This is a genomic window from Mycobacterium vicinigordonae (assembly GCF_013466425.1).
In the GTDB taxonomy this organism is placed as follows: Bacteria; Actinomycetota; Actinomycetes; order Mycobacteriales; family Mycobacteriaceae; genus Mycobacterium; species Mycobacterium vicinigordonae.
On sequence record NZ_CP059165.1, the window covers coordinates 2383300 to 2409292 of the forward strand.

Below are 25993 nucleotides of genomic sequence, written 5' to 3' on the forward strand. Positions count from 1 at the left end.
ATCGAAAGCGCTTATGAATTATCCAGATTCGCCCGAAGCGGGCACCCCGGAATCCACGCCGAGCCTTGGTGAGCTCGCGCTCGACGACCGATCCGCACTTCGGCGTGTTGCGGGGCTGTCGACCGAACTCACCGACATCTCCGAGGTCGAGTACCGGCAGCTGCGGCTGGAACGGGTGGTGCTAGTCGGCGTGTGGACCGACGGCAGTGCCGCGGACAACCAGGCCAGCATGGAGGAGTTGGCGGCGCTGGCCGAAACGGCCGGCTCCGAAGTACTCGAAGGTCTCATCCAGCGCCGCGACCGCCCCGACCCGGCCACCTACATCGGCTCGGGTAAGGCCCAGGAGCTGCGCGAGGTGGTGCTCGCCACCGGCGCCGACACGGTCATCTGCGACGGCGAGCTGTCCCCGGCGCAGCTGACCGCGCTGGAAAAGGCCGTCAAGGTCAAGGTCGTTGACCGAACCGCGCTGATCCTCGACATTTTCGCCCAGCACGCGACGAGTCGGGAAGGCAAGGCGCAAGTGGCGCTGGCCCAGATGGAATACATGCTGCCGCGGCTACGCGGCTGGGGTGAGTCGATGTCGCGGCAGGCCGGCGGTCGCGCCGGCGGTAGCGGCGGTGGAGTGGGCCTGCGCGGGCCGGGTGAAACCAAGATCGAAACCGATCGGCGCCGCATCCGTGAACGCATGTCCAAGCTGCGCCGTGACATCAAGGCCATGAAACAGGTCCGCGACACCCAGCGCAGTCGCCGTCTGCACGCCGACATGGCTTCGATTGCCATCGTCGGCTACACCAATGCGGGCAAGTCGAGCCTGCTCAACGCATTGACCGGTGCGGGAGTGCTGGTCCAGGACGCGCTGTTCGCGACGCTGGAGCCCACCACCCGGCGCGCCGAGTTCGAGGACGGCCGTCCGTTTGTGCTCACCGACACCGTCGGGTTCGTACGCCACCTGCCGACTCAGCTGGTCGAGGCATTCCGCTCCACCTTGGAGGAGGTGGTCGACGCGGACCTTCTCTTACATGTGGTCGACGGTTCCGACATCAACCCGCTGGCCCAGATCAGCGCGGTCCGGCAGGTGATCTCCGACGTCATCGCCGACCACGACACCGCTGCTCCACCGGAATTGGTTGTGGTGAACAAGGTGGACGCGGCGAGTGATCTGATGCTGGCCAAGTTGCGTCACGAACTGCCCGGCGCGGTCTTCGTCTCAGCGCGCACCGGGGAGGGCGTCGACGCGCTACGCCGGCGCATGGCTGAACTTGCCACCCCGACCGACACAGCGGTCGACGTGGTGATTCCCTACCACCGCGGCGACCTGGTGGCGCGGCTGCACGCCGAGGGCCGGGTGCAGCAGGCAGAACATCAGGCGGACGGCACTTGGATCAAGGCCCGGGTGCCGGTGGCGCTGGCCGCCACGCTGCGCGATTTCGGTCGCGGGGCCTGACCCGCTCCGAGGTGGGTAGCCGGCGGCTCCCGCCCCTGCTTACCGCCGACCAACCGCCCGGTTGGTATATGTTGGTGGCAAGTCTGTCAGTTCTTCGATAGCCGGAGGTCGCACGCATGGGCGCCGTCAAGTACCAGCGCACTCTTTTCGAACCCGAGCACGATTTGTTCCGCGAGTCCTATCGGGCCTTCCTGGACCGCCACGTCGCGCCCTACCACGAGGAATGGGAGAAGGCCAAAATCGTCGACCGCGGCGTGTGGCTAGAGGCCGGCAAGCAAGGCTTCCTCGGCATGGCGGTGCCCGAGGAGTACGGCGGCGGGGGCAACCCGGACTTCCGCTACAACACCATCGTCACCGAGGAGACCACCGCAGGACGCTACAGCGGCATCGGGTTTGGGCTACACAACGACGTCGTGGCGCCCTACTTGCTCAAGTTGACCAACGAAGAGCAGAAGCAGCGTTGGCTACCCAAGTTCTGCACCGGCGAGCTGATCACCGCAATCGCGATGACTGAGCCCGGAACCGGCAGTGACCTGCAGGGCATTAAGACCCGGGCGGTGAAACAGGGGGATCACTACGTACTGAACGGCTCGAAGACGTTCATCACCAACGGCATCAACTCCGACCTGGTCATCGTGGTCGCCCAGACTGACCCGGAAAAGGGTTCGCAGGGGTTCAGCCTGTTGGTTGTCGAACGGGGCATGGAGGGCTTCGAGCGAGGCCGTCACCTGGACAAGATCGGGTTGGACGCCCAGGACACCGCCGAGCTGTCTTTCACCGACGTGCACGTCCCCGTGGAGAACCTGCTGGGCGAGGAGGGTCTCGGCTTTATTTACCTGATGCAGAATCTGCCCCAAGAGCGGATCAACATCGCGGTGATGGCGGCGACCGCCATGGAAACCGTGCTCGAGCAGACCTTGCGGTACACCAAGGAACGCAAGGCGTTCGGCAAGCCGATCGGCAGTTTTCAGAACAGCCGCTTCCTGCTGGCCGAGCTGGCCACCGAGGCCACCGTGGTGCGCATTATGGTCGACCAGTTCCTGGCGCTGCACCTGGAAGGCAAGTTGACCGCCGAGCAGGCCGCGATGGCCAAGTGGTACTCGACCGAGAAGCAAGTTCAGCTGATCGACCGGTGCCTGCAGTTGCACGGCGGGTACGGCTACATGCGCGAATACCCGGTTGCCCGTGCGTACCTCGATGCCCGGGTGCAGACCATCTACGGCGGCACCACAGAGATCATGAAGGAGATCATCGGTCGCGGCCTGGGTGTCTGACACCCCCTAAGCCCGCAAGAGTCGTGCTATCACCCACGTTGCGTGCGGGATCCGCGCCCTGGTCTGCCCGCGACACGAGCGCGGCACAGCATCATTTCGACATCGGCTCGGTATCCGTTTCCGTAATATCTACAGATTGACTTCGCATTTCTCGTTCGCAAGAGCAAAGTTATGCGAGCCCGGCGACGATGCGCACCGTTGCGGGGAAACGGCCCGCGACGGTGAATCCGCCAGCTCGCCAGGTGGGCAGAGCATCGGCTGGGAGGCTTGGTGAACGGGCAGAGAGGTCAATTGAGCAGGCTGTTCGGGCGGGCGTTAGTTGGCTTGGCGGCTACTGCGCTGGCCGTCACGCTGCTGGCGCCGAGCGCGTCGGCATCCCCGATCGGTGATGCCGAGGCCGCCATGATGGCCGCGTGGGAGAAGGCCGGCGGCGATACGTCGACGCTGGGTGCCCGCAAGGGCGACGTCTATCCCGTCGGAGACGGTTTCGCGCTGGAATTCGACGGCGGCAAGATGTTCTACACGCCGGCCACCGGCGCGAAGTACATGTTCGGGCCGATCCTGGCCAAGTACGAGTCGCTGGGCGGGCCGGCGAACAGCGATTTGGGTTTCCCGACCATCAACGAGGTCCCTGGCCTGGCCGGGCCTGACAGCCGGGTCAGCACTTTTGCCGCCAGCGACAACCCGGTGATCTTCTGGACACCCGACCACGGCGCGTTCGTGGTTCGCGGTGCGCTCAACGCGGCATGGGACAAGTTGGGCAGTTCGGGGGGCGTATTGGGCGCCCCGATCGGCGACGAAACCTACGACGGTGAGGTGACCTCACAGAAGTTCACCGGTGGCGAGGTTTCCTGGAACCGCAAGACCAAGGAATTCACCACCAATCCGGCGGCTCTGGCTGAGCAGCTCAAGGGTCTGCAGGTGGCGATCGACCCCACCGCGGCGATAAACATGTCCTGGCGCGCCGCTGGCGGGGCAAACGGGCCCCTGGGCGCCAAGAAGGGCGCCCAGTACCCGATCGGGGGCGACGGAGTCGTCCAGGACTTCACCGGCGGAAAGATTTTCTTCAGCCCGGCCACCGGAGCCAACGCGGTCGAAGGGCCGATCCTGCAGAAGTACGAAGCGGCGGGGGGACCGGTTAGCAGCGATCTAGGCTTTCCCACCGCTAACGAGGCTGACGGCGGTATCACGCCCGCCAGCCGGATCGCGACATTCTCGGCGGCCGACAAGCCGGTCATCTTCTGGACACCCGACCACGGTGCGTACGTGGTGCGCGGGGCCATGAAGGCCGCGTGGGACAAGCTCAAGGGCCCGACCGGGAAACTTGGCGCTCCGGTCGGGGATCAGACCGTGGACGGCGACGTGATATCGCAGAAGTTCACCGGCGGCAAGATCTCGTGGAACCGCGCCAAGAACTCCTTCACCACCGATCCGGCGAATTTGGCGCCCCTGCTGTCCGGCCTGCAGGTTTCAGGACAGAACCAGCCGAGCAATTCGACCGCCTCGCCGCCGGCCAAGAAGTTCACCTTCCATTGGTGGTGGCTGGTTGCGGCCGTACCGGTGTTGCTGCTCCTGCTGATTTTCGGGCTGGTGGTGCTTGGCGTGCGGCGCCGCCGCACCGCGGGCCACGGTCCGCCCGAATATGAGCGAGAACCGGAACGCGACGCCGGTGGCGCCTACGAGTCGCGCGCCGATGTGCCCTGGGGGCAGGACGACATCGACTACGGGTCCGAGCGATTCCCGCCGCTCGACCAGGAATTCGACGAGCATCACGATGGTGGTTCGGCGGGCCGGGTCAGCTGGTCCAGGGGCGGTGGCGTCCCGGTGGGGCCCCACGGGGAAATTGCCGAGGATGAGGCGGACGCCGACGACGACGACGAATATCTCGCCCTGGCCGACGAGAGCTACGCGGCGGAGGCGGGCGAGGAGTTCGACGAGTTCGACGAAGACGAGGATCCCGATGCGGTGGGCACAACTCCCATTCCGGTTGTGTCGCAGGACGTGCTCGGCGAGCTGGACGTGGACGAACCGGTTGGCGCGGAGTCGGTCTCGCCGGAAGCCTTTGAAGCCGAGGTGATGGTTCCCCAGACCCCGGTGCCAGGCGCTGGCGCGCTGGACGCGGAGACGCCGGAAACCGGTGCGCCGGAACGCTTCCCGGATGCCGAATACCTGGATGCCTACTACGCTGACGTCGAAGTTGCGGACACCCGCTACACCGACGTGGAATATGCCGACGTCGAAGACGGCGGCGTCGAGTCCGCCGATGCCCAATCCGCCGACGACGAGTCGCCGGATTTCGCGTCACCACCGGACCTTGGTCCCCCGGTGCGGACGGGACGGCACGCGGCGGCGGAACCCGCTGAGTACACCGCGGAGGTTGATACGCCGTACGCGGCCGCGCCGCAGGCCGAAGTCCCAACGGCAGTGCCGGCCGGGAGTGCCGCGGTGCGTCCGACTATTCACCTGCCGCTCGAAGACGATCCATACCGGGCGCCGGACGGCTATCCGATCAAGGCCAGCGCCCGTTTCGGCTTGTACTACACGCCCAGCAGCGCGCTCTATCACGACACCTTGGCCGAGATCTGGTTCGCCACCGAGGATGTCGCGCGAGCCAACGGTTTCGTGCGGGCGGACTAGGAGACCGCGCCGCGGCGGTTACACCTTGCGGATGACCGTGACGACCTTGCCGAGCACGATCGCGTCGTTGCCCGGAATGGGGTCGAAAGCGGGGTTGTGCGGCATCAGCCATACCTGACCGCCCGCCCGCTTGAAGGTCTTGACGGTGGCTTCGCCGTCGATCATGGCCGCCACGATGTCGCCGTTGTCGGCGACGTTTTGCTGGCGCACGACCACCCAGTCGCCGTCGCAGATCGCGGCTTCGACCATCGACTCGCCGACCACTTTGAGCAGGAACAGCGTCCCTTCGCCGACAAGTTCGCGCGGCAGCGGAAAGACGTCCTCGACGGCCTCTTCGGCCAGAATCGGTCCGCCGGCCGCGATTCGTCCGAGGACCGGAACGAAAGTGGGCTCCGGCAGTGCGTCCGAACCGGCGACGTCGGTAAGGGGCGGCGTCACCGCGTCGTCGGCGCCGCGGACGTCGACCGCACGCGGACGGTTCGGATCGCGGCGCAGATAACCCTTTCGCTCGAGGGTGCGCAGTTGATGCGCTACCGAGGATGTCGAGGTCAGTCCCACCGCGTCGCCAATCTCGCGAATACTGGGCGGATAGCCGCGGGTGGTCACCGAGGCGCGGATCACGTCCAGGATGGTGCGCTGCCGCTCGGTTAGCGTGGCGTCGACCGCGTGCAAACCCGACTTGTCGTTGCTGTCGCTCATGGCTTTGAATGTAATCGCAGTCGGGCTAAGAATCAAACATGTGTTCGATCGGCGTGTCGGCGCTCGCATACGGCACTGCCATCAGCGGAAATTCAGTGAATCACAAGTGTGTAACTTGCGGATGGATGGGGTATTTAAGAGTCACCCAGCTGGTTGCACCGACAAAGCCTTGTCGGTGGTGTGGTCTACCGTTTTGCTCGTGCGACACGCCTCGCTCAAATGTTCGTCTATCGAACACATGAGCGACTATGGTCGAACACACGAGCGATAAGTAGTCGACCGGAGGGAACAGCATGACACTCATCTACGCGGGTCCGTACCGCAACGGCAGCGTGCAGAGCCCGCTGAACAGGCCGGTCAACAGGCCGAAAGGTGAGAGTTCCTCCTTTCGTGCGGGTCGCGATCGGTCGGTTCGACCCGGCCCTGCTGGGCCTGCGCGTCCCGCGGGCGCTCCGATGCGCTATTACGGCACCGGCGTTGCCCGGTCCACCGCCACGCATCGCCGGCGTCCGGTCGGGGTGATGACGACGATCGGCTTGGCCCTTCTCGCCGGAGTCATCACCCTCTGGCTTGGACTGATGGCAAACTTCGGCAGCATGGTCAACGGCGACTCCACCGACTCGGCGGAGCGGGTGCCGTCCGCACTGGCTGTGGTTCGGGTTGAACCGGGGGAGTCGCTGCAGGATCTGGCCGCCCGCGTCGCTCCCGGCGCGCCCGTGCACGACGTCGTCGAGCGCATCCGTGACCTCAACGCGCTGGATACCGGCGCGGTGTCCGCCGGGCAGACTCTGATCGCGCCCGTAGGCTGACGGACGTCGGTATCGCGGTCTGACTATCGACCTCAGGTTTTCGGCGAGCATGTGGCAGTCACGATCGGTGTGATACATGGCCCTTGGTCCGGCCGGGCGGCGCGCGGGTACTCTCGGGGTGTTCTGCGGACCCGGTTATGTCAGCGCGGCGAAGGAGCGGCCATGCACTGCCCGTTCTGCCGGCATCCAGACTCCCGGGTGATCGACTCCCGGGAAACCGACGAAGGTCAGGCGATTCGTCGGCGCCGATCCTGTCCCGAGTGTGGGCGCCGGTTCACCACCGTGGAAACCGCGGTGCTGGCAGTGGTAAAGCGCAGCGGTGTGACCGAGCCCTTCAGTCGGGAAAAGGTGATCAGCGGTGTTCGTAGGGCCTGTCAGGGTCGGCAGGTGGACGACGACGCGTTGAACCTGCTGGCCCAGCAAGTGGAAGACGCCGTTCGGGCGGCTGGGCCCGAGGTGCCCAGTAACGAGGTCGGCCTGGCCATCCTTGGCCCATTGCGCGACCTCGACGAAGTGGCGTATCTGCGCTTCGCCTCGGTATACCGATCCTTTTCCTCCGCCGCCGATTTCGAGCGCGAGATTGAGGCGCTGCGGGCACATCGCAACGTGTCGGCTTCCGGCTGAGAACGCCACCGATGGCTACCGAACTTCACCCCGAGCTCGCGGATCTCGCGCCGCTGCTCGGTACCTGGGTGGGCAACGGTTCCGGCGTGTACCCGACCATCGAACCCTTCGAATATCTCGAAGAGGTGGTGTTCTCCCACGTCGGTAAGCCCTTCTTGACTTATGGGCAGAAGACCAAGGCGGTTGCCGACGGCAAGCCCTTGCATGCCGAAACGGGCTATCTTCGGGTGCCCAAACGTGGTCACGTCGAGCTGGTGCTGGCCCATCCGAGTGGCGTCACCGAGATCGAGGTCGGCAGCTACACGGTCAGTGGTGACGTCATCGAAATCGAGATGGTCACCTCCGATGTCGGTCTGACGCCAACGGCCAAAGAGGTTTCGGCGCTTGGACGTTCCCTGCGGATTGGCGGCGATGAATTGTCCTATTCGTTGCGGATGGGCGCGGTCGGCCAACCCGTGCAGCATCACCTGTCCGCCGTGCTGCACCGCAGGTCCTGACCTCGCGCGCATCAATGAATCTCACGCACGGTGTCTTCGACGACCCGGCCGCCAACCCGGACCCAGCTTCGCGGACTCCAGCCGGTTTCGATAACTGACCCGTTTCCCTGTGTGATCACCAGATCCCGGCTCAGGTAGTCGGTCAGCCGCATGGCCGCCGAGCCGGTCGCTTCGTCCTCGGCGACACCAAGATTGGCGGCGAACATCCGTGCCCGGACCATTCCGGCGGGCCGGTCGGCCCAGGCCCACAGGTAGTGCGCGACGTCGTCGGAATAGTCCGCGGGATCTGCGGACGCGACCGCTTCCGGTGAGTCCAGATCGTGGATGGCGAAATCGGGCGCCCAGTCCGCGGGTGCCTCGATCGCAGTGAGATCGTGTTCGTAGCTCACTTGCACCAGACCGGCCGGCACGTGCAGAGTGTTGATCGGCAACCCTCGCTGGCGCAACCACCACGCTGCACCGAGTGTCGGGTGTCCGGCGAACGGCAGTTCGATCTGCGGAGTGTAAATGGTGGCCCGCGCCGAGGTTGCTCCGGCGGCGGGCAGATCAACGAAAACTGTTTCGCTGTAACCCAATTCGCTTGCCACGTGTTGCCGTTCGGTGGCGTCGATCAGGTTTGCGTCAACCACCCCCAGCGGGTTGCCGAATCTGCCGTCGGCAGCGGTGAAGACCCGCAGCACGGTCACGTCGACGGTCATCGCCCGGTGACCTAGGTTGCGCTGCGTTCGTCGGCTCCCATCGCGTTGAGTACCGCGACTCGGGTGTCGGCAGGCCCGGTGACGGTGCGCTCTCCGCCGCCCGAGCGGAGCAGCTCTCGCAGCGCGGCTTGGTCGTAATCGGGGGGCTCGGTGCTGTCGATAAATCGCTGCACGATGTCGAGGAACCGGGCCGGGTCATCGTGGAAGGGGAAGTGGCCGGCGTTTGCGAAGATCACGAGCTGGGAGCCGGGCATCGCCGCATGAGCCATGTGGGCGTGCCGGACCGGAATCACGGAATCCTTTCCGCCCCAAACGATCTGCACCGGGATGGCCTCCGTCAAATAACATCGGTCCAGCATCGTGACGATCTGCCCGCGCCAGTCCACCACTGCCCGCAGCGTTCGGGTGAATGCCGACGAAGCCGTCGGCTCCGGCAGGTCGTTGAGGATCCGCAACATGTTGGGCAGATCCCGACCGATGGCCGTCGAACCCAGCGCCAGACCGGCCAGTTGGCCGAGTAACTGGACCGCCGGCAGCACCAGGGGCAGCCGCAACAGCGCCAGCGCTTCGGCGCCCATCGGCAACGAGGCGAACCGCAGCGCGATGTTGACGTCCTTGGTGACGCCTCCGGCCCCGACCAGGATCAGCCGGTCTACCGAATGTGGGAACTGGTAAGCGAATTGCATTGCCACACCGCCACCGAGGGAGTGCCCGATGATGGTCACCCGCTCGATGCCCAGGACACTGAGCAAATCGCGCATGCCGTTTGCGTAGGCCGCGGTCGAGTAGTCGGCGCGGGGCTTGTCGGATTTGCCGTGCCCCAACAGGTCTGGTGCGATCACGGTGAACCGCTGCGCCAGCTTCGCGTGTATCGGCGTCCAGGTCGTGGAGTTGTCGCCGATGCCGTGGATCAGCAGGATCGCCGGGCCGGACCCCGCAATCCGGAAGGCCCGCTTGTAGCCGTGAATGGTGCGGTATTCCAGCGACGGCGAGGTCACGTCCCGCACCGGGCGAAGATTGCGCGTTCGCTCGGTCATGTCGCCAACCTCGTTGTCGTCAGGACGTCACCGAGCGCTAACCCGTGTCGTCGTCGTCACGCTTCTTCTCTGCTTGCTGAGCCAGGAACCGCTCGAACTCTGCGCCGAGTTCATCGCCGCTAGGCAGATCCTCATCCCGTGTTAGTAGGGACCGGTTCTCCTGAGCGTCAATGAAGGCATCGTACTGGCGCTCGAGTGCGGTCACCACTTGAGCGACTTCCGCACTGGCCTGGACCTGTTCGTCGATTTTGGCCCGGATTTCCGCGGCGGCCTCGGCCAGCGCGCTCAGCGGCAGGTCCAGCGACCCGGTCTTGGCGACCTGATCGAGCAATGCCTGCGCCGCAGCGGGGTAATCGGTCTGGGTCAGGTAGTGAGGGACGTGGACGGTGAAACCGACCACTTCGTGTCCGTGCTGTGCCAGGCGGTATTCGAGCAGGTTGGATGCGCTACCGGGGACCTGGATCTCCGAGATCCACGGCTGGAAGTCGGCGATGAGGTCCGGATTGTTGGAGTGTGCGGTCATCGTGACGGGCCGGGTGTGTGGGACGGCCATCGGTACGGTTCCCAGGCCAATGGTCTGCCGCACGCCGAGCCGCTCGGACAGCAGTCGCACCGCGGTGATGAAGCGTTCCCATTTGAGGTCCGGCTCCAAGCCGGCCAGCAGCAGAAACGGGGTGCCGACGCTGTCGCGCAGCGCATACAGACTCAGTTCGGGGTCGTCGTAGCTGGTGAAATGATCGGTCTTGAAGGTCATCAGGGGTCGCCGCGAGCGATAGTCCAGGAGTTCGTCGATCGCAAAGGACGCCACCAACTCGGTGTCCAGTGCCGATTTGAGGTGGGCGGCAGCCAACCGGATCGCATGACCGGCGTCGGAGAACCCCTCCAGGGCGTGGACCAGCACCGGACCGCGGCCGTCGGATGCCGACAGCTGGGGTGCCGGGAACTCGAGTTCGTACATGCCGGACTGGCCGGGCTGGTATTCCTGTGCCTCGCCGGCTTGGCGGTCGGACCGTGCTTCATCGTCGTACATGATGGGGCCTCCTTTCGGGGGTTTCACGGCGTCTCGCGGGTCACTCTAGGTTGCCCTATTCAGTCTCTCTCACTCCACGCGGCACCCACTGCGGAAAACGCGATTGCCTCAGCGGAATTTGCTGACACTTCGATCAACGCATCCGGGGCAATTTCTATTCGCTTGCTGTGTTCACCGCAGAAACTGGCTGAGTGCGCGCATCTTGTTGGTCACGTCCAACGCGGCGACCTTGTAGGCCTCGGAGAACGTCGGGTAGTTGAACACCGCGTCGACCAGGTAGTCGACGGTGCCGCCGCATCCCATCACGGCCTGTCCGATGTGGACCATCTCGGTGGCGCTGGTGCCGAAGATATGTGCGCCAAGCAGCGTGCGGTCGCGAGTGGACACCAACAGCTTGAGCATGCCGTAGGAGTCACCGGCGATCTGGCCGCGGGCGAGTTCTCGGTAGCGGCATACGCCGACCTCATAGGGGATCGAGTTCTTGGTTAACTCCACCTCGGTGGCGCCAACGTAGGAGATCTCCGGAATCGAGTAGATCCCGATCGGCTGCAGCGCGGTAATGCCGTCGGTCGGTTCCCCGAATGCGTGGTAGGCGGCCAGTCGGCCCTGGTCCATCGAGGTGGCGGCTAGCGCGGGGAAGCCGATGACGTCGCCGACGGCGTAGATGTGTTCGACTTTGGTCTGGAACTCGTCGTCGACGAAAATCCTGCCACGATTGTCGGTTTCCAGGCCGGCGTTTTCCAGGCCGAGGTTCGCGGTCTGGCCCTCGCGCCCGGCGGAATACATCACGGTCTCGGCGGGGATCTGTTTGCCGCTGCCCAGCGTGGTGACGGTGCCCGCGGCGCCGACGTCGACCGCCGTCACTTCCTCGCCGAACCGAAATGTCACCGCGAGGTCGCGCAGGTGGAACTTCAGCGCCTCGACGATTTCCGGGTCGCAGAAGTCGAGCATGGTGTCGCGCTTTTCCACGACGGTGACCTTGGTGCCGAGGGCGGCAAACATCGAGGCGTACTCGATGCCGATCACACCTGCGCCGACCACGACCATCGACGCGGGTAATGACCGCAGGTCCAGGATGCCGTCGGAGTCCAGCACCCGCCGTTCGTCGAACTCGACCCCGGATGGCCGCACCGGTTTGGTGCCGGTGGCGATGACGACGTAGTCGCCGCTGACCGTCACGCGTTCACCCTGGGCGTCTTCCTCCACCAGGATGGTGTGCGGGTCTATGAATCGCCCGTGGCCCAGCACCAGGTCGATCCGGTTGCGCATCAGCTGGGAGCGCACCACGTCGACCTGCTTGCCGATCACATGCTGGGTACGTGCCAGCAGATCGGCGGGGGTGATCTTGTCCTTGACCCGGTAGCTCGCGCCGTAGAGCTCGCGCTGGCTCATCCCGGTCAAGTAGACCACCGCCTCGCGCAGTGTTTTCGACGGGATGGTGCCGGTGTTCACGCAGACCCCGCCGACCATCCGGCCACGCTCCACGATCGCGACCGACTTGCCCAACTTGGCTGCGGCAATGGCAGCCTTCTGTCCGCCAGGCCCTGATCCGATCACGACCAGGTCGTATTCGCGCATGGAAGTCATGAGATAGACGATAAGGCTCACAGTCGCGACTTTCTCCACAAGCGGGCGCCTGAATCACGTTGTGCGGGCACCAGCTGACGGTGTCGATCGTCAGCGTTGTGGTCATGACGAAGCATCTAGCAGACTTTGAAGTGAATCGCCCCGGCTCGTTGATCGCCGCGCTGCCCGCCATCCTCGGCTTCGTGCCGGAGAAATCGCTGGTCTTGGTGTCGTTGGAGCGCGGTGCGTTGGGCGCGGTTATGCGCGCCGACCTGGACGAGGGCCTCGTCGACCGGGTCGACCAACTTGCGCAGGTTGCCGCCGCCGCGGAGCCGGAGGCCGCCATCGTGGTGATCGTCGACGACGAGGGTGCGCACTGTCCGGTGTGCAACGAGGAATACCGACGGCTATGTGAAGCGCTATTCGACGCCCTGGCGAAGTACGACATCGCGCTCTACGCGGCGCATGTGGTCGACGAGATCACCTGTGGGGGGCGCTGGCACTGCGTCGACGACTGTGGCGCCAGCGGCGAGGTCGAAGATCCGTCGGCGTCGCCCTTGGCGGCCGCGGCTGTGCTAGACGGCCGGCGTCTTTATCCTCGCCGTGCCGATCTGCAGGCGGTCGTCGCACCGGACCATACGCGCGCCATGGCGCTGGCGCCGGCGGTCGCGAAAGCGGCGAAGACGCGCGAGAAGGCGTGCCGCGATGATGCTGCGGGCTGCTGTCGCAGCGACGTCGAGAACGCGTTGGCGGTCGCCGACCGCGCCATGGACGGCCAGCCGCCGACCGATGCCGAAGTCGCGCGGCTGGGCTGCGCGTTGACCGACACCCAGGTGCGCGACACGCTCTACGCACTTGCCGTCGCCGAGACCGCCGACGCGGCCGAGTCGTTGTGGTCGATGCTGGCGCGGGCGCTACCGCAGCCGTGGCGGGTGGAGGCGCTGGTGCTGCTCGCGTTCAGCGCCTACGTGCGTGGCGACGGGCCACTGGCGGGAGTGTCGTTGGAGGCCGCGCTGCGCTGCGATCCAGAGCACCGGATGGCGGGAATGCTGGATACGGCACTGCAATCGGGTATGCGGCCCAATGAGATTCGGCGCCTGGCCAACACCGGGTATCAACTGGCCGAGCAACTCGGGGTGCGGATGCCGCCGCGGCAGAAATATCGTCGGCGCGCCGGCTAGCGGACCACGCGGATGGATCAGACCTTTTCGACCTTCACGGCATGCGCCATTTCGTGGGGGAGCGTGACGTTCTCGTGGCCGGGGATGACGATGGTCACCCCGCCGCCCGGGCTGGTTTCGACCGTGACGCGCGCGTTGGGAACCACGCCGGCGTCCTTAAGCCGGGTGATCAAGTCGATGTCGCCCTGGACGTGTTCGGTGAGCTGGCGGACGACGACGGCGACCGGCGCCCCACCCGGCAACTCGGTCAGACGAACCAGGTCGGCATCCTCGGCGCCGGATTCCGGGCCGACACCGAGGTCCAGCAGTCCCGGGATCGGGTTGCCGAAAGGGGAGGTGGTCGGATTGTCGAGCACTTTGACCAGCCTGCGCTCGACGTCCTCGCTCATCACGTGCTCCCACCGGCATGCTTCGGCGTGCACCTCTTCCCACGGCAGCCCGATCACGTCGACCAGAAGACGCTCGGCGAGGCGGTGCTTGCGCATCACCGCGATAGCCAGTGCGCGGCCCTTGTCGGTGAGTTCGAGATGGCGGTCGCCGGCTACCCGGAGCAGGCCGTCGCGTTCCATTCGGGAGACGGTCTGGCTGACAGTAGGTCCGCTCTGCTCTAGGCGCTCGGCGATTCGGGCGCGCAGCGGCGTCACGCCCTCTTCTTCGAGGTCGTAGATCGTGCGCAAGTACATCTCGGTGGTATCGACCAGGTCGTTCATTCAGCATCCTCCGTTGCCGCCGAGTCTACTTCGCCAGCCGCGCGAGTGGTTCGTGCAAAACGCCCCACCGCAGCAGTATGCCCGCCGCGTACGCGCGGCGGGCACACCGTCTCCGATAAAGCTTGCCAAATTACGTCGGCTGCTCCGACATTGGCCTCAGCTGGGGCCTCAGCTGGCGTAGGACCGCAGCCGGTCAGCACGCTCGCCGTGGCGCAGTTTGCACATCACATCGCGCTCGATCTGCCGCACCCGTTCCCGGGACAGCCCGAACAACTTTCCGATCTGGTCCAGCGTGCGGGGCTGTCCGTCGTCCAGGCCGAAGCGAAGCCGAATCACCTGATGCTCACGCTCGTCGAGCGTGGCCAGCACACTGCGGATGTCGGTGTGCAGCAGTTCAGCGATGACCGCGTTCTCCGCGGACATGGCCTCGGCATCCTCGATGAAATCACCGAGCGGAGCTTCCTCTTCGGAGCCGACCGGCATGTCCAGGCTTACCGGGTCGCGGCTGTGCTCGAGGAGATCGTTGATCTTCTCGACCGGGATCCCGGACTCGGTGGCGAGTTCCTCATCGGTGGCTTCACGTCCCAGGTTCTGGTGCATCTCACGCTTGATCCGGGCCAGCTTGTTGACCTGCTCCACCAGGTGCACGGGCAGCCGGATGGTGCGGCTCTGGTCGGCCATGCCACGAGTGATCGCCTGGCGGATCCACCAGGTGGCGTACGTGGAGAACTTGAAACCCTTTGTGTAGTCGAACTTTTCCATCGCCCTGATCAGGCCCAGGTTGCCTTCCTGGATGAGATCCAGCAGCGGCATTCCGCGACCCGTGTAGCGCTTGGCCAGTGAAACCACCAGGCGCAGGTTCGCTTCCAGCAGGTGACGACGCGCAGCTTGGCCATCGCGGACCACCGCCGCCAGATCGCGTTTCCGATTCTCGCCGAGGCGCTTTCGGGTTTCCAGCAAATGCTCGGCGTAGAGACCGGCCTCGATGCGCTTGGCCAATTCAACTTCGTCGGCCGCGTTGAGCAGGGCCGTCTTACCGATGCCGTTCAAATACACGCGCACTAGGTCAGCTGCTGGGCTCTGAGCATCCAGATCGCCGTCAATACGGCTAGTGGTCGCCCTCTTTGTGGCATCGGCCATTGCGCCCTCCCGGTTGGCTTGTCTTGTATGCGGTCAACGAAAAGCCCGCTCGCAGAGTTCCCACGGGGTCGCCATCTCACACGCTGTGACGTGCAGAAATACGGCGACGACCTGAGAATGTGCTGAGAAGTGGAGCGACTGGACGGTTAGTCGGAACTGTCCGGCTCGATGGTCTGCCATTCCGTCTGCCGCCGCGGCTCCAGCGCCGGTGGCGTCGCGGTCGGGAACAGCGGCGTTCGCCCCCGCCCGTTGTCGAAACGCCGCGGTTCTTCGGCGCTGCGAGGCGGGCGGTCATTGGCAATCAAAACCGCCATCCACGGCAACGGAATCGAGGCCGCCACGATCAGTAGACAGATCAGGCCGTTGTGCCAGGCGCCGTAGGCGAACGCGGCCAACAGCAGCGCTGGGATCCGGAATGCCATCAAAGTCAGGTATTTACGCACCCGCGCGCGGTGCTGCTCCTCGTAAGAGGTGGCAGCAGCGGTGATCAGTACTGGTTTGCCCTCTTCGTCGAAACCCAGCTGCGGGCCGCGCTTCATACCTCCACTGTCGCACATCGCAGCGGGTTGTGGTTTCCCGGTGCCGGCCGGCAGGTCAGGATGCACAATATTAGGCATGGAGACCCAGACGATTGAGCGCACCGACGCCGATGAACGCGCCGATGACGGGACCGGCAGCGACACTCCGAAATACTTCCACTACGTCAAGAAGGACAAGATCGCCGAGAGCGCGGTGATGGGCAACCACGTTGTTGCGTTGTGCGGTGAGGTATTCCCGGTCACCAAGGCCGCCAAGCCGGGTTCGCCCGTCTGCCCCGACTGCAAGCAGATCTACGACAGGCTAAAGAAGGGCTGATCACGTTTTCGGTTGTGCCGGTTCGGGATCTGGATTGGCCTCAGGTGCCTTGGGTGCGGGCGGATCCGCATCCCCCGCGCCGGAAAGGGCCGACGCCCGTCTCACCAGCCACTTTCGGAGACGGTGTGCATGCGTCGCCGGTGCCGGCCACTCCTCCTGGATGGCGGCATTGAGTTCGGCGCCGATCATGATCGAGAAGCCGCCGAAGAAGGCGAATAACAAAAACGCGATGGGTGTGGCGAGCGCGCCGTAGGTGTATCCGGTGCTGCCGATCCATCGCAGGTAGAGCCGCAGCCCAAGGGTGGCCACCAGAAACACCACGCTGGCCAGCACTGTGCCCGGTATGAGTCGATGCGTCGGCAGCGGAACCGGTAGTGACACCCGGTACAGGACGGTCATGCCGGCCATCAGGCCGAGAATCAGCGCGGGGTAGTAGCCGTAGTGCAGCAGATTCTGCAGGCCAAGCGGGATGTGTTCGCTGACCTTACGGGGTCCGACCACCGCCACCGGGGCCGTCGCCACCACGAAAACCAGCATCACGATGTAGAGGAACAGCGCGAAGAATCGTTGCCGGACCGGATGGCGCAACGGCGTCTGGTCGTGAGCGTCCACGATGGCGTCCACGAACGACGAAATCGCCGACGAGCCCGCCCACAACGAGATCAGGAATCCCAGCGAGGCCACCTCGCCGCCGGCGGTGGCGGTGATGTCCCGGATCGTGGGCTCGATGATCTCGTTGACCACGTTGGGGGAGAAGAAGTTTCGGGCCGTCGACAGGATGCTCTTGATGATGGACGACAACGTGTCCTCGCCGAACAACGGAGCCACCCAGGCTAGCGTCCCCAATATCCCCAGCAGCAGCGGCGGCGTGGAGAGACAAGTCCAAAAGCCCGCTTCGGCGGACTCGGAGAAAATCGAGTCATCCCAGGCTTTGGACAGCGTCCTTTTGCTGAGGTGCCAAATGTGATGGCGGGAAGGCTTAGGAGCTTGCGCGACGGTCATCCCGTCCAGCATTACTCACGATTGCCCGCTGCGCTGCATTGGCACTGGGTGAGTTCGTCGGCAATTACTGCCCGCTGGTCTCCAGGACGGCCGCCAGCTCCGCCAACTTCGCTTCGTGCTTGTTGGCGTGGTGCTGGCAGAAGAGGAGCTCAGCACCGGAAGGCAGCTTGGCGCGGACCCGAGCGGCGGCACCGCAGCGGTCGCAGCGGTCTGCGCGAGTGAGCTCGGGACTGGTCAGAGTTGCGTTCATGGCTCCTCCGTTCTGGCGATAAATTCACTCTGTCAGACGTTCGGAGTTTTTGCCTTGTTCCCCGACCGTTATTGGGTGTGTCGTTTCTCACGCATATTTGCCCAAGTTTCGGGCAGGGTAATCCTCATGTCTGCGAGCCCCGAAACTTTGGTGCGTTTGTGCTCTGAGCAGGAGTGGTCGGACGCCCGCGAGGGTGGCTGGATCCGCCCTGAGGGCGGCGATTCCGGCACCGCGGCATTCGTACACCTGTCGACCCCTCAGCAGGTGCACCTCCCGGCGAACCGTCTCTATGCGGGTCGCCGGGACTTGGTGTTGCTATACATCGATGCCGCGGCGCTGGCCGCTCCGGTGCGGTGGGAGACCGGCGTGCCGGGCGACCCGGAGTCGATGCTTTTTCCGCACCTGTACGGCGCGCTGCCGGTAGCAGCCGTCCGCCAGGTAGTCGCTTACCCGCCCGAGGCCGACGGGACGTTTCCGCCATTGCAGACGTAGGCGTCGGCTTCGATCTCCACCAGCATTTGCGGGGCTATGAGCGCCGAGACTTCGACCATGGTGGCGGCCGGACGGGTCGCACCGAAGATCTCCGCGTGTACGTCGCCTACTTCGCGCCAGCGGGAGATGTCGGTCACGTAGATACGGGTGCGCACCACGTCAGCCATCGTCGCGCCCACCTCGGCGAGGGCAACTCCGATGCGGCGCAAAGCATCTCGTGTCTGGGCTGCCAGGTCGTCGCCGCTGCCGGTGGTACCGGAGACCGCGACGTGCGGGCCGGTGCGCACCGCGCGCGAATACCCGACGGCCGATTCGAAATCGGAGCCCGACGAGACCATGCGGCGCGCGGCTGACATGGCGTCACCCTACGGCCGTGGCGGCCCCGCTAGTCCAGGTAGTCGCGCAGGACCTGCGAGCGGCTGGGGTGACGCAACTTCGACATCGTCTTGGACTCGATCTGGCGGATGCGCTCCCGGGTTACCCCGTACACCTGACCGATCTCGTCCAGCGTGCGCGGCTGACCGTCGGTGAGCCCGAAGCGCAACCGCACCACGCCGGCCTCGCGCTCTGACAAAGTGTCGAGCACCGACTGCAGCTGATCCTGCAGCAGAGTGAACGAGACCGCGTCCACCGCCACCACAGCCTCGCTGTCCTCAATGAAGTCGCCCAGCTGGCTGTCGCCTTCGTCACCGATGGTCTGGTCCAGCGAGATGGGCTCACGGGCGTACTGCTGGATTTCCAGCACCTTCTCCGGGGTGATGTCCATTTCCTTTGCCAGCTCTTCAGGAGTGGGCTCGCGGCCCAGGTCCTGCAGCAGCTCGCGCTGGATGCGACCAAGCTTGTTGATCACCTCGACCATGTGCACCGGGATTCGGATGGTGCGGGCCTGGTCGGCCATGGCGCGGGTGATGGCCTGACGAATCCACCAGGTGGCGTAGGTGGAGAACTTGTAGCCCTTGGTGTAGTCGAACTTCTCCACCGCGCGGATCAGGCCGAGGTTGCCTTCCTGGATGAGGTCCAGGAAGGCCATGCCGCGGCCCGTGTAACGCTTGGCGAGCGACACCACCAGACGCAGGTTGGCTTCCAGCAGATGGTTTTTCGCGCGGTCGCCGTCGCGGCAGATCCACATCATGTCGCGGCGCTGCGCGGCGGGCAGCTTCTCACCCCGGTCCGTCAGTTCCACCATCAGCTGGGTGGCGTACAGGCCGGCTTCGATCCGCTTGGCCAGCTCGACCTCTTCCTCGGCGTTCAGCAGCGCCACTTTGCCGATCTGCTTGAGGTAAGCACGGACCGAGTCGGCGGAAGCGGTGAGTTCAGCGTCCTTGCGTGCTTGTCGGAGTGCCTCGGACTCGTCTTCGTCCCAGACGAAGTCTCCGGATGCCTTGTCCTTTTCGGTGGGTTCGGCGATCTCCTCTTCGTCCTCGCCGGCAACCTCTACGGCGACAGCGGATGGCGTCGCCTCGGCGTCCTCGGCGTCGCCCGCCTCGAGATCGGTGTCGTCCGCGTCGACGGCTACGTCTTCGTCGAGATCGTCGAGAGCGAGGTCCGCGGCGTCGATTTCAAGGTCTTCACCGGGTTCGACGTCGATATCGAGCTCCTCGGTGGCGTCTAGGGCCACGTCAGCTTCGGCCGAGGTGTCGGCCGGTTGCTTCGCGGCGCCCCGCGCCGAGGGGGCCTTCGCGGCCGCTTTGGCGCGGGCCTTCTTCGGGGCTTCGCCGACGGCGCCGTCAGGCTCGGGCGCGCCGGCTTTCGCTGCCCGCTTCGCCGGGGCAGTGCCGTGGGCGGCCTTAGCCGCCGTGCGCTTAGCTGGAGACTTCGTGGCGGTGCGCTTCACCGGCTCGTCGGTCGCCGGAGTTACCTTCGTCGCTGCCACATACACCCCTTCGGTTGGACGCACTTCCGGTGGTTGGGCATGGTTGACCGAAAGTGTCTGTTATGTCGAATGTCGGCGTTTGATATCAGCGTGAGTATCGCGCGCTATCGGTTTGGGCGGCCGCCGACGACCATTGTAACTTCACCCGGCTCTCGCACTGGCCGAGCGCGAAAATTCAGTGCGTCACGTCCCTGGTCGACGCCATGGCCGCGCCGACGATCCCGGCGGCATTCTGCAAGGTGGCGGGCACGACCGGGGTGCGGTTTTCCAGCAGATGCACCCACTTGTCGGCCTTGCGGCTGATCCCGCCGCCGGCGATGAACAGGTCGGGCCAGATCGCGTTTTCGATGGCAACCAACACTTTGGTCACCTGCTTGGCCCACTTCTCAAAGCTCCACCCGTGTTTCTCCTTGACCGAAGAGGCGGCACGGTGCTCGGCCTCCTTCCCACCGACCTCGAGGTGACCGAACTCGGTGTTGGGGATCAGGACTCCGTTGTGGATCACCGCCGAGCCAATCCCGGTTCCGAAGGTGAGTAGCACGACCAGACCTTCATGCCCCCGACCGGCGCCGAAGCGTTCCTCCGCCAGGCCCGCCGCATCGGCGTCATTGAGAATTGTGACTTCTTGACCGTCGAGTTCGGCGCTGATCACGTCGCGCGCGTTGGTCCCGATCCAGGCCTTGTCCACGTTTGCCGCAGTCTGGACGATGCCGTGGGTAACCACGCCGGGATAGGTCACTCCCAGCGGGCCGGTCCAACCGAAACCATTAACTACCTCGGCGATGGTCTTGGCGACCGCTGCGGGGGTGGCCGGTTGCGGAGTGGACAGCTTGATCCGGTCGCCGATCATCTGTCCGGTTTCCAAGTCGACGATCGCGCCCTTGATGCCGCTGCCGCCGACGTCGATGCCGAACCCTCGGCGCTGCGCTGGGTGACCGGCCGGTGTGGCCGACGGGTCAGGCCCCGGGACGCTGCTGGTCATCGCGATCTCCTCGATGAGACTTGGTGGTGCGCCCACCATAGCGAGCTTGCGGGGCCCCGGCGGTGAAGCGGGATCGGCCCATTCGCGAGCCGCCGCCTGTGATGCGATAGACCGGTGACCCCACTCGACAACGCGCCCGCGGGGCTGCGGGCGGTGGCCGAACAGCTCGCGGCCGAGGCGGCGGCGTTTGTGCGCCGCCGGCGGGTCGAGGTGTTCGGCGGCGCCACTCGTGCCGGATCCAGTGTCGATTCCACTGCCGTCCGGGCCAAGACCACGCCGACCGATCCGGTCACCGTGGTCGACACCGACACCGAACGTCTGCTGCGCGACCGGCTGGCTGCGCTTCGGCCCGGTGATCCGATCCTGGGTGAGGAGGGCGGCGGGCCGGTCCAAGCCACCGGCCGCTCGCCGGCTGGTCCCGACGCGGTCACCTGGGTGCTCGATCCGATCGACGGCACCGTGAATTTCGTCTACGGTCTGCCGGCCTACGCAGTGTCGGTCGGCGCGCAAATCCGTGGCGTGTCGGTGGCCGGTGCTGTCGCCGATGTCGTTGCTGGACGGGTGTATTCGGGGGCGGTCGGGCTGGGTGCGCACGTCACCGACCAGCACGGCAGGCACGCGTTGCGGTGTACGGACGCCGCAGATCTGTCGATGGCCTTGTTGGGCACCGGGTTCGGATACTCGCAGGCACGCCGCCGCCGGCAGGCGGCGCTGCTGGCCCAGCTGCTGCCGGTGGTTCGCGACGTGCGGCGCATCGGCTCGGCCGCACTGGACCTGTGCATGGTGGCGGCGGGCCAACTGGATGCCTTCTACGAGCATGGCCTGCAGGTGTGGGATCAGGCCGCAGGTGCGTTGATCGCCGCGGAAGCCGGCGCGCGGGTGGTGTTGCCCGGGCCCGACGTGCGTGGTGCCGGTCTGGTGGTGGCCGCCGCGCCGGGAATCGCCGACGCATTGCTGGCGGCGCTGGGCGACGCCGGTGGGTTGGAAGCGTTGGACTGAACGGTCAGCAGCTGGTGGAGTGGATCTTTGCCAGCAGCGCGCGATCTGCGGGTTCGGTCGCGCCCGGCCGCAGGGTGGCCAGCACGGCGTCAATGTCGTCGTTGTGTGCCAGTGAAGTGAAGTCGGTGCCCAGAGCGAGGTCGACAGAGTCGTCACCGCGGCTATCGCGGAACAGCTCGGTGCACGGCGCAACCAGCCACAACGCGGCCGCGGTGGCCTGTCCGGCGGTGCCGAACCGAATCTGACCCTGGCAGGTCAGACGGGTGCCGGCATAGATGGGGTCGTTGCTCGCCGTGGGCTGCGCGAAGCCCAGATCCTGCAGGGCCCCGGCGACATCACCGGCCTGGCCGCCACGGCCGCTGGCGTTGAGAACGCGAACCTTGGTGTCGCTGAGTTTGGCGGGCGCCACGTCGATCATGTCCGACCGCGACACCTGCTCACCCAGCTTGGCGGGCGCCGCCGTCCCGGCAGGCTCGGGGGGAGGGTTGCACACGGCGACCTCACGGACGTCGGCGGGGCGGGTCAGCGCGACGGTCCACACCACACCGGTGACCACGACCAGGAAGATCACCACGATGATGGCCGGGCGGGGGTTGCGGCGCCGGAACGGCCGACCGTGCTTGTCGAAGGCGGTACCCTCGGTGATGTGTGCGACCACACGTGCACTCTAATCGCACCGTGACCGCGCCCTTTGAGGCCGCGCACGCCGGGCAAACACACCAATGTGACGTAAATCACAGCCAATTCACTATCAATACGGGCACGAATCATTTGGTACACGCGTTCGACGCTGGTACAAAGCGTTGCTTGAACTTTTGCGGGTATTGAAGCTTTGAGGGGATAGGACGGGGAAGAGGATGCCTACCGACTACGACGCTCCACGGCGCACCGAGACCGACGACGTCTCAGAGGACTCGCTGGAGGAGCTCAAAGCACGACGGAACGAGGCCGCCTCGGCGGTGGTGGACGTCGACGAATCGGAATCCGCCGAGTCTTTCGAACTGCCCGGCGCCGACTTGTCCGGTGAAGAGCTGTCTGTGCGCGTGGTTCCCAAGCAGGCTGACGAGTTCACCTGCTCGAGTTGCTTCTTGGTGCAACACCGCAGCCGTCTGGCCAGCGAGAAGAACGGTCTGATGATCTGTACCGACTGTGCGGCCTGACCGCGCGGTCAGCTTCGCAGCGCCGACAGCACCCGCTCGGGGTGACGGCAACTCACCAACCAGTACGGCGTCGGATCGTCCGGATCGTCGAGTACCAGCAGCACCATCGGGCCGATCCACGCCCGATGCACTACGAATGCGGCCGGATCCAGCTGACGCCCCAGGGCCGCCGATTTGGCCGTACGGACAATCTCGGCGGACCGGCAGACCACTGCGACCGGCAGGTGCGCATCGCCGGCCCACAGCTCAACCCCGTCCGTGCCTTCGGTGACGCGAACCTCGACCCGACCAAGCCACAGCAGCACGCCGGTCGCGACCGCAAACAAGACGGCGAACGACACCCAGTCGGGCAGCGCCCGCACTCCCACGTTGACTTCCGCCGCGATCAGGGCCGCCAACCCATATCCGAGGGGCCACCACCACCAGGGCACCCAGAGCCGCTCGCGATACCGCAAGCTGTGCTGCGCGATGTCGCGCGTATCGGACACGCGGTCAAGGGTAATCTGTGCCCCCGTGTCGACCAGTCTCGCCATCGTCCGTCTCGACCCGGGTCTGCCGCTGCCCAGCCGGGCCCACGAAGGCGACGCCGGGGTGGACTTGTTCAGCGCCGAGAACCTCGAACTGGCGCCGGGGCATCGGGCGCTGGTCGGGACTGGTGTCGCCGTCGCCATCCCGTTCGGCATGGTCGGCCTGGTGCACCCCCGCTCGGGATTGGCGTCCCGGGTGGGCCTTTCCATCGTCAACAGCCCGGGAACTATCGATGCGGGCTATCGTGGCGAAATCAAGGTCGCGCTGATCAACCTGGACCCCACCACGCCGATCGTGGTGCACCGTGGCGACCGCATCGCGCAGCTGCTGGTGCAACGGGTCGAGTTGGTGGAACTGGTGGAGGTCTCGTCGTTCGACGAGGCCGGGCTCGCCGCGACGTCGCGGGGCGAAGGCGGTCACGGGTCCTCCGGCGGACATGCGAGTTTGTGAGACCGGGGATGCGGAGCGAGGCGATGAGAAGGAGCGGCGCTGATGCCAGCATTCGGTAGACGCACACGCAAAGACGACAGCGCTTCAGGCGAGCAGCCGGTTGCGCGGGTCGATTCGCCGACCCTGCAGGCAGACGACGGCGACGCCGAACTTGAGGGTCCATTCGACATCGAAGACTTCGACGACCCAGCCGCGGCCGAGACGGCTCGCCTGGACCTGGGCTCGGTGCTGATCCCGATGCCGTCGGCTGGGCAGGTGCAGGTCGAGTTGACCGAGACCGGCGTGCCTAGCGCCGTGTGGGTGGTGACGCCCAACGGGCGGTTCACCATCGCGGCCTACGCGGCGCCCAAGAGCCCCGGGCTATGGCGCGAAGTAGCCAGCGAACTCGCCGAGTCGCTGCGCAAGGATTCGGCCAAAGTCTCCATCAAGGACGGTCCGTGGGGTCGCGAGGTGGTCGGCACCGCGTCCGGTGTGGTGCGCTTCATCGGGGTGGACGGCTACCGCTGGATGATCAGGTGTGTTGTCAACGGGCCGCACGAGACCATCGATGCGCTGACCGACGAGGCCCGGGAAGCGTTGGCAGACACCGTGGTTCGTCGCGGTGACACGCCGCTGCCGGTGCGCACACCATTGGCGGTGCAGCTGCCCGAACCGATGGTGGAGCAACTGCGGGAGGCCGCGGCCGCCCAGCAGGCTGCCGAGCAGGCCGATGCGCAGGGCGACGCGCCGCAGCCGACCGACGAGCCGGTCGCCCGCCGTAGCGCCGACGGATCGGCGATGCAGCAGTTGCGCAGCACCATCACCGGCGGCTAGTCGGCCTCGTGCAGCGCGGCCAGGCAGGCGGCGCCTAGCGCGGCCGTGTCCGCGCCCATCTCGTCCAGCGTGACCGTGCGCAGCCCCGCCCGTGGCGCGGCGCTCACCCAGTCCACGGCCACCTGCAGCGGGTGAATCGGATCGTCCGTCGCAGCCGCTACGCCGAGCGGCGGGGTCAGCCGACTCAACTCGGCGAGACACGGTGCCGCGTAAGCGGCCGCCTCATCCATGGCCTCGGGAAGGCCGGGCCATTGCGCCCGCCACGATCGGGCGAGCTCGTCGGCCAGCCAGGGCGGGCTGGATGCCCGCATCTGGGCCGTCGTCGTCTCTAGCCCGTCGCGACGCAGCTGCGCAGCCGTATATCTCGCAGCGTGCGCTGCCGGAGCCGCCGTGGAGTCGCCGCTCCAGGGCGGCAGTGCGGCCAGAACCGCGACCGTGGACTCGGGATGGGCCAGTGCCCATGCGGCGGCCACGGCGGCGCCGATGGAGACTCCGCCGACGCCGACGGGGCCACGGCGCGCCGCGTTATCCAGCGCCGCGAGGTAGCCGGAGATCAGTCGGCCGGGGTTCGGTGCGGGTGTGATCAACAGCGCACCCAGATCTTCCAATGGACCGGAAAATGCCCGGTAGACGTAGTTATCGTCGGATCCGGTTCCCGGTAGCAACACGGTGGTGACACCGCGCAGATCGACAGCCACCTCCTCATACTGCCCGGTAGCTCCAGGCACTCGAATATCGGTGGTTTCATCGGTGTGGCGGAAGGGAACCAACAGGTCTACGGTGACCGTTGCATGATGGAATGCTGTTTGTTACAGAGCATTCACAACGACGTCGAGTTTTGTCAGGAGTGGCCATGGGGGCCCAAGGTTATCTACGCCGGCTCACCCGTCGGTTGACGGAAGACCCGGAGCAACGCGACGTCGAAGAACTCTCCGACGAGGTCCTCAACACCGGTGCCCAGCGTGCCATCGACTGCCAGCGCGGCCAGGAGGTCACGATGGTGGGCACGCTGCGCAGCGTCGAGACCAATGGCAAGGGATGTTCCGGCGGCGTCCGCGCCGAACTCTTCGACGGTAGCGACACCGTGACGCTGGTGTGGCTGGGGCAACGGCGTATCCCGGGCATCGACTCGGGTCGCACGCTGCGTGTCCGCGGCCGGCTGGGCAAGCTGGAGAACGGCACCAAGGCCATCTACAACCCGCACTACGAAATCCAGCGGTGACCGGGCTGTCATCCTGGCCCG

30 protein-coding genes are annotated in these 25993 nt (G+C 65.8%); 14 read left to right on the forward strand and 16 right to left on the reverse strand.

The features are described 5' to 3' along the window. The first annotated feature begins 13 nt into the window (after nucleotides 1-13). From hflX to H0P51_RS10995, 3 genes are all read left to right on the forward strand, one after another. Complete coding sequence (gene hflX, locus H0P51_RS10985) at nucleotides 14-1444, forward strand: GTPase HflX (protein ID WP_180918029.1); 1431 nt, start codon at nucleotides 14-16, stop codon at nucleotides 1442-1444. A 116-nt stretch (nucleotides 1445-1560) separates the two neighbouring features. Further along, a complete protein-coding gene (locus H0P51_RS10990; protein ID WP_180918031.1) occupies nucleotides 1561-2718 on the forward strand; it encodes an acyl-CoA dehydrogenase family protein in 1158 nt (385 codons plus the stop codon). Between the two features lie 270 nt (nucleotides 2719-2988). Further along, nucleotides 2989-5355 (forward strand): sunset domain-containing protein, encoded by a 2367-nt coding sequence (locus H0P51_RS10995; protein ID WP_180918033.1) that lies wholly within the window; start codon nucleotides 2989-2991, stop codon nucleotides 5353-5355. 18 nt (nucleotides 5356-5373) lie between these two features. Here H0P51_RS10995 and lexA read toward each other — a convergent pair whose 3' ends face one another. After that, nucleotides 5374-6054, reverse strand: coding sequence for a transcriptional repressor LexA (lexA, locus tag H0P51_RS11000; RefSeq protein WP_180918035.1), 681 nt, complete (start codon nucleotides 6052-6054; stop codon nucleotides 5374-5376). Between the two features lie 293 nt (nucleotides 6055-6347). On the opposite strand from lexA, the gene H0P51_RS11005 reads away from it, so the two are divergent. The 3 genes from H0P51_RS11005 to H0P51_RS11015 all read left to right on the forward strand — a co-directional run bounded on the left by H0P51_RS11005 (nucleotide 6348) and on the right by H0P51_RS11015 (nucleotide 7984). Further along, on the forward strand, nucleotides 6348-6863 hold the full coding sequence (locus H0P51_RS11005) for a LysM peptidoglycan-binding domain-containing protein (protein ID WP_180918037.1): 516 nt from the start codon (nucleotides 6348-6350) through the stop codon (nucleotides 6861-6863). 162 nt (nucleotides 6864-7025) lie between these two features. Beyond that, on the forward strand, nucleotides 7026-7487 hold the full coding sequence (gene nrdR, locus H0P51_RS11010; protein ID WP_180918038.1) for a transcriptional regulator NrdR: 462 nt from the start codon (nucleotides 7026-7028) through the stop codon (nucleotides 7485-7487). A gap of 11 nt (nucleotides 7488-7498) precedes the next feature. Next, complete coding sequence (locus H0P51_RS11015) at nucleotides 7499-7984, forward strand: peroxynitrite isomerase (protein ID WP_180918040.1); 486 nt, start codon at nucleotides 7499-7501, stop codon at nucleotides 7982-7984. Nucleotides 7985-7995: 11 nt separating this feature from the next. Here the strand turns inward: H0P51_RS11015 and H0P51_RS11020 are convergent, their stop codons facing one another. From H0P51_RS11020 to sthA, 4 genes are all read right to left on the reverse strand, one after another. Then, nucleotides 7996-8682 carry a PhzF family phenazine biosynthesis protein gene (locus H0P51_RS11020; RefSeq protein ID WP_180918042.1) on the reverse strand — a complete coding sequence of 229 codons (687 nt, stop codon included), beginning with the start codon at nucleotides 8680-8682 and terminating at the stop codon, nucleotides 7996-7998. An 11-nt stretch (nucleotides 8683-8693) separates the two neighbouring features. After that, nucleotides 8694-9719, reverse strand: a complete 1026-nt coding sequence (locus H0P51_RS11025; RefSeq protein WP_180918044.1) for an alpha/beta fold hydrolase — start codon at nucleotides 9717-9719, stop codon at nucleotides 8694-8696. Nucleotides 9720-9756: 37 nt separating this feature from the next. Then, nucleotides 9757-10749: a proteasome assembly chaperone family protein gene (locus tag H0P51_RS11030; protein ID WP_180918045.1), complete on the reverse strand. Its 993-nt coding sequence runs from the start codon at nucleotides 10747-10749 to the stop codon at nucleotides 9757-9759. A 171-nt stretch (nucleotides 10750-10920) separates the two neighbouring features. After that, nucleotides 10921-12327 (reverse strand): Si-specific NAD(P)(+) transhydrogenase, encoded by a 1407-nt coding sequence (sthA, locus tag H0P51_RS11035; RefSeq protein ID WP_180918887.1) that lies wholly within the window; start codon nucleotides 12325-12327, stop codon nucleotides 10921-10923. Between the two features lie 113 nt (nucleotides 12328-12440). Between sthA and H0P51_RS11040 the strand changes: the two genes are divergently transcribed. Further along, nucleotides 12441-13496 (forward strand): DUF4192 domain-containing protein, encoded by a 1056-nt coding sequence (locus H0P51_RS11040; protein ID WP_180918047.1) that lies wholly within the window; start codon nucleotides 12441-12443, stop codon nucleotides 13494-13496. A gap of 17 nt (nucleotides 13497-13513) precedes the next feature. On the opposite strand, the gene ideR is transcribed toward H0P51_RS11040, so the two are convergent. From ideR to H0P51_RS11055, 3 genes are all read right to left on the reverse strand, one after another. Continuing rightward, nucleotides 13514-14206 (reverse strand): iron-dependent transcriptional regulator IdeR, encoded by a 693-nt coding sequence (ideR, locus tag H0P51_RS11045; protein WP_180918055.1) that lies wholly within the window; start codon nucleotides 14204-14206, stop codon nucleotides 13514-13516. A 168-nt stretch (nucleotides 14207-14374) separates the two neighbouring features. Next, nucleotides 14375-15346, reverse strand: a complete 972-nt coding sequence (gene sigB / locus H0P51_RS11050) for a sigma-70 family RNA polymerase sigma factor SigB (RefSeq protein ID WP_180918062.1) — start codon at nucleotides 15344-15346, stop codon at nucleotides 14375-14377. A gap of 146 nt (nucleotides 15347-15492) precedes the next feature. Continuing rightward, nucleotides 15493-15903 (reverse strand): DUF3099 domain-containing protein, encoded by a 411-nt coding sequence (locus tag H0P51_RS11055; RefSeq protein WP_180918888.1) that lies wholly within the window; start codon nucleotides 15901-15903, stop codon nucleotides 15493-15495. 58 nt (nucleotides 15904-15961) lie between these two features. On the opposite strand from H0P51_RS11055, the gene H0P51_RS11060 reads away from it, so the two are divergent. Further along, the gene (locus H0P51_RS11060) at nucleotides 15962-16201 is read left to right on the forward strand and encodes a DUF3039 domain-containing protein (RefSeq protein ID WP_180918064.1); all 240 of its coding nucleotides are present in this window, start codon (nucleotides 15962-15964) and stop codon (nucleotides 16199-16201) included. Here H0P51_RS11060 and H0P51_RS11065 read toward each other — a convergent pair whose 3' ends face one another. Both H0P51_RS11065 and H0P51_RS11070 read right to left on the reverse strand, forming a co-directional pair. Then, a complete protein-coding gene (locus H0P51_RS11065; RefSeq protein ID WP_180918066.1) occupies nucleotides 16202-17203 on the reverse strand; it encodes a YihY/virulence factor BrkB family protein in 1002 nt (333 codons plus the stop codon). It lies immediately after the preceding gene. Nucleotides 17204-17267: 64 nt separating this feature from the next. After that, nucleotides 17268-17453 carry a DUF7455 domain-containing protein gene (locus H0P51_RS11070; protein WP_180918068.1) on the reverse strand — a complete coding sequence of 62 codons (186 nt, stop codon included), beginning with the start codon at nucleotides 17451-17453 and terminating at the stop codon, nucleotides 17268-17270. A gap of 126 nt (nucleotides 17454-17579) precedes the next feature. Here H0P51_RS11070 and H0P51_RS11075 point away from each other — a divergent pair, with 126 nt between their 5' ends. Continuing rightward, complete coding sequence (locus tag H0P51_RS11075; protein WP_180918069.1) at nucleotides 17580-17945, forward strand: DUF952 domain-containing protein; 366 nt, start codon at nucleotides 17580-17582, stop codon at nucleotides 17943-17945. Here H0P51_RS11075 and H0P51_RS11080 read toward each other — a convergent pair. The 3 genes from H0P51_RS11080 to ppgK form a co-directional block, all read right to left on the reverse strand. Continuing rightward, nucleotides 17900-18301, reverse strand: a complete 402-nt coding sequence (locus H0P51_RS11080) for a RidA family protein (protein ID WP_180918071.1) — start codon at nucleotides 18299-18301, stop codon at nucleotides 17900-17902. The genes H0P51_RS11075 and H0P51_RS11080 overlap by 46 nt on opposite strands. Nucleotides 18302-18330: 29 nt before the next feature. Next, entirely contained in the window at nucleotides 18331-19818 is a 1488-nt protein-coding gene (locus H0P51_RS11085; RefSeq protein WP_180918073.1) for an RNA polymerase sigma factor, read from the reverse strand. A 175-nt stretch (nucleotides 19819-19993) separates the two neighbouring features. Beyond that, nucleotides 19994-20800, reverse strand: coding sequence for a polyphosphate--glucose phosphotransferase (gene ppgK, locus H0P51_RS11090; RefSeq protein WP_180918075.1), 807 nt, complete (start codon nucleotides 20798-20800; stop codon nucleotides 19994-19996). A 114-nt stretch (nucleotides 20801-20914) separates the two neighbouring features. Between ppgK and H0P51_RS11095 the strand changes: the two genes are divergently transcribed. After that, complete coding sequence (locus H0P51_RS11095; protein WP_180918077.1) at nucleotides 20915-21799, forward strand: inositol monophosphatase family protein; 885 nt, start codon at nucleotides 20915-20917, stop codon at nucleotides 21797-21799. A 4-nt stretch (nucleotides 21800-21803) separates the two neighbouring features. Here the strand turns inward: H0P51_RS11095 and cei are convergent, their stop codons facing one another. Then, nucleotides 21804-22457 carry an envelope integrity protein Cei gene (cei, locus tag H0P51_RS11100; RefSeq protein ID WP_180918078.1) on the reverse strand — a complete coding sequence of 218 codons (654 nt, stop codon included), beginning with the start codon at nucleotides 22455-22457 and terminating at the stop codon, nucleotides 21804-21806. Nucleotides 22458-22656: 199 nt separating this feature from the next. On the opposite strand from cei, the gene H0P51_RS11105 reads away from it, so the two are divergent. Continuing rightward, complete coding sequence (locus H0P51_RS11105) at nucleotides 22657-22959, forward strand: DUF4193 domain-containing protein (RefSeq protein WP_065158606.1); 303 nt, start codon at nucleotides 22657-22659, stop codon at nucleotides 22957-22959. A gap of 8 nt (nucleotides 22960-22967) precedes the next feature. Here the strand turns inward: H0P51_RS11105 and H0P51_RS11110 are convergent, their stop codons facing one another. Then, nucleotides 22968-23447 (reverse strand): DUF3093 domain-containing protein, encoded by a 480-nt coding sequence (locus tag H0P51_RS11110; protein WP_180918080.1) that lies wholly within the window; start codon nucleotides 23445-23447, stop codon nucleotides 22968-22970. A gap of 25 nt (nucleotides 23448-23472) precedes the next feature. On the opposite strand from H0P51_RS11110, the gene dut reads away from it, so the two are divergent. Both dut and H0P51_RS11120 read left to right on the forward strand, forming a co-directional pair. Beyond that, a complete protein-coding gene (dut, locus tag H0P51_RS11115) occupies nucleotides 23473-23937 on the forward strand; it encodes a dUTP diphosphatase (protein ID WP_180918082.1) in 465 nt (154 codons plus the stop codon). 42 nt (nucleotides 23938-23979) lie between these two features. After that, complete coding sequence (locus H0P51_RS11120) at nucleotides 23980-24750, forward strand: DUF3710 domain-containing protein (RefSeq protein WP_180918084.1); 771 nt, start codon at nucleotides 23980-23982, stop codon at nucleotides 24748-24750. Here H0P51_RS11120 and H0P51_RS11125 read toward each other — a convergent pair. Beyond that, on the reverse strand, nucleotides 24747-25448 hold the full coding sequence (locus H0P51_RS11125; RefSeq protein WP_180918086.1) for an alpha/beta fold hydrolase: 702 nt from the start codon (nucleotides 25446-25448) through the stop codon (nucleotides 24747-24749). The genes H0P51_RS11120 and H0P51_RS11125 overlap by 4 nt on opposite strands. Before the next feature lie 155 nt (nucleotides 25449-25603). Here H0P51_RS11125 and H0P51_RS11130 point away from each other — a divergent pair, with 155 nt between their 5' ends. Continuing rightward, complete coding sequence (locus H0P51_RS11130) at nucleotides 25604-25972, forward strand: OB-fold nucleic acid binding domain-containing protein (protein WP_180918088.1); 369 nt, start codon at nucleotides 25604-25606, stop codon at nucleotides 25970-25972. Nucleotides 25973-25993: the final 21 nt, after the last annotated feature.